The organism is Kitasatospora sp. NPDC043950, from assembly GCF_056435345.1.
Map to the genome: position 1 here is coordinate 1 of NZ_JBWKER010000133.1, position 2,212 is coordinate 2,212.

A 2,212-nucleotide genomic window follows, 5' to 3' on the forward strand; every position below is an offset into this window, starting at 1 on the left:
AAGGGCCTAGACAATCCTCATTCTCGCTGTTCAGAGGCACTTTCTGCTTTGCTGACCACCTGCCGGACAGTCAACTTCGTGAAAGCGCGAGGCTAACGAGGGCGCTGGTTCGTACCGGCGGAGCCGAGGGGCTCGACGCGGGTGAACTACTGGTCCGAGCGCCTCGTGAAACTCGAACGCTGGGCATCCCGGACCGTCGCATCGCGTGACGGTCACGAGGAACGGGCGATGCTGCACCGCTACGAGGTCTGGCACCACCTACGACGCCTCCGGGGCCGCCTCGGCACCGGCCACGCCACCCGCCTGCAGATAGCCAACGTCTGCAGCCACATCACCGCCGCAGTCAACTTCCTGGACTGGCTGGCTGGCAGAGGTCTGACCCTCGCCACCTGCACCCAGTCTGACCTGGACCAGTGGAAAGCAGGCGAGGACCTCAGCTACCGCGACCAGACCGGCCACTTCATCCGCTGGGCGACCAAGAACCGGCTGGCGAAGGGGCTGACCTTCGGCGCCGAGCGCTGGCAGGGCCCGGTCGGCCCCCCACGACTCCGAGGGCCGGTGGGGCGACGCCCGCAGGCTCCTCCACGACGCCACGCTGACCACGGCCGACCGGGTCGCCGGACTACTCCTACTCTTCTACGCCCAACGGCTCAGCACGATCAGCAGCCTCACCGTCGATCAGGTCACAGAGGCGAACGACCGGGTTTCGATCCAGATGGGAACCTCCCCGACCATCCTGCCCGAACCACTCGCCGCACTCGTCCTCGACCTGATCGCAACACGTCGCCCCTACACAGTGATCGGACACGCCAACCAGACGCCTTGGCTGTTTCCAGGTCAACGCCCAGGCCAACACATCAGCGCCGACCGACTCGGCCTACGGCTGATCGCCGTCGGAATCCAACCAGGCCAGGCCCGGTCCACCGCCCTGTTCGCCCTCGCCGAAGAGGTCCCGGCCGCGATCCTGGCCCGCATGCTCGGCATCCACATCCAAGTCGCCGTCCAGTGGCAGAAAGCGTCCGCCGGAGACTGGGCCGCCTACGCCGCCGACGTCAGCCGCCGTATCCCGGAGAACCGATGAAGCTCCCCATCACCATCCACCAAGTCGCTGCCGCCCGCTCGTTGGTGTCCTGTCAGCGGGGTCTGGCATAGTCCCGGCCATGGAGACCGACGAGTTCTGGACCATCATCGAGACGGCGCGCGCGGCGACGGATACAAGCCCTTCGACGAGGCGTTGACCGACGTCCTGGCCGAACTGCCGTTGGAGCGCATCCTCGACTATGACGAGCGCTTCCACGCGGTCCACGAATCCGTCTACCGCTGGGACGTGTGGGCAGCCTCCTACCTGATCGGCGGCTGGTTCTCCGACGACGGCTTCATCGACTTCCGCGCGGGCCTCATCAGCCTCGGCCGGGAGTGGTTCGAGCGGGTGGCGGCCGCGCCGGACTCCCTCGCCGACCACCTGGTCGACAGCTCCGGCTCCGTCGACGACCTGGAGGAGGCGCTCCTCCAGGAGGATGCCAACTACGCGGCGCTGGGAGCCTATGACCGGGTCACCGGAGTCAAGGACAGCTACTACGACGCGCAGGAGGCCCGGGCGGCCTCGCGGCCGAAGCACGAGGACGTCGAGCCTGACATGGGCGAGAAGTGGGATTTCGAAGACGACGGCGAGATGCGGCGGCGGCTGCCCCGGCTCGCGGCGCTCTGCCTCGAAAAGGATGACGATGACGAGGAGGGTGACGAGGACTGACGGCAGCCGCCTTGGCTTGTAGCGAGAGGTTCCCGAGGTCAGCAGGCCCCGGCCGACAGCACGAACCGCCCCGTGGCCTCGTCCTTCCCGAACGGACGAGGCCGTGACGACAGCCCCCACCGACAGCGGCCCGTACAGATGCGGGAGAAGCCGCAAAGACTGAAAGGCAACACAGTGGCATTGGCCAAGAAGGGTTCCCGCCGCATCGTCGTCGACGGCGTCGAGTACCGCTGGCGGGTGAGCAGGCAACACTTGTGCTGCGACTACGAAGGCAGCACCTTGGGCTACGTGGCGGAGGACGCGACCCGCCCCGGAACGACGCTCGTCGTGGAAACCGGACGGCCGGCCGTCCTCAACCCGGACATGGTGAGGTGACCCCCGGATTGTGGACACAGGGGTTTACGCCGCGAGTGAGAGTTTAGCCGTCGTGCGTTGCTGTTGTTCGAACTCCATCGGGGAGAG

The 2,212-nt window shown here is 67.0% G+C and carries 3 protein-coding genes; all 3 read left to right on the forward strand.

All coding sequences use genetic code 11. The annotated features are described in order from the left end of the window. The first annotated feature begins 715 nt into the window (after positions 1-715). The 3 genes from AC07BF_RS37765 (at position 716) to AC07BF_RS37775 (ending at position 2,125) form a co-directional block, all read left to right on the forward strand. Complete coding sequence (locus tag AC07BF_RS37765) at positions 716-1,081, forward strand: hypothetical protein (protein ID WP_363633618.1); 366 nt, start codon at positions 716-718, stop codon at positions 1,079-1,081. A 153-nt stretch (positions 1,082-1,234) separates the two neighbouring features. Then, the gene (locus AC07BF_RS37770; RefSeq protein WP_478334603.1) at positions 1,235-1,750 is read left to right on the forward strand and encodes a DUF4240 domain-containing protein; all 516 of its coding nucleotides are present in this window, start codon (positions 1,235-1,237) and stop codon (positions 1,748-1,750) included. 174 nt (positions 1,751-1,924) lie between these two features. Continuing rightward, entirely contained in the window at positions 1,925-2,125 is a 201-nt protein-coding gene (locus AC07BF_RS37775) for a hypothetical protein (protein ID WP_478334604.1), read from the forward strand. The last annotated feature ends 87 nt before the right edge of the window (positions 2,126-2,212 follow it).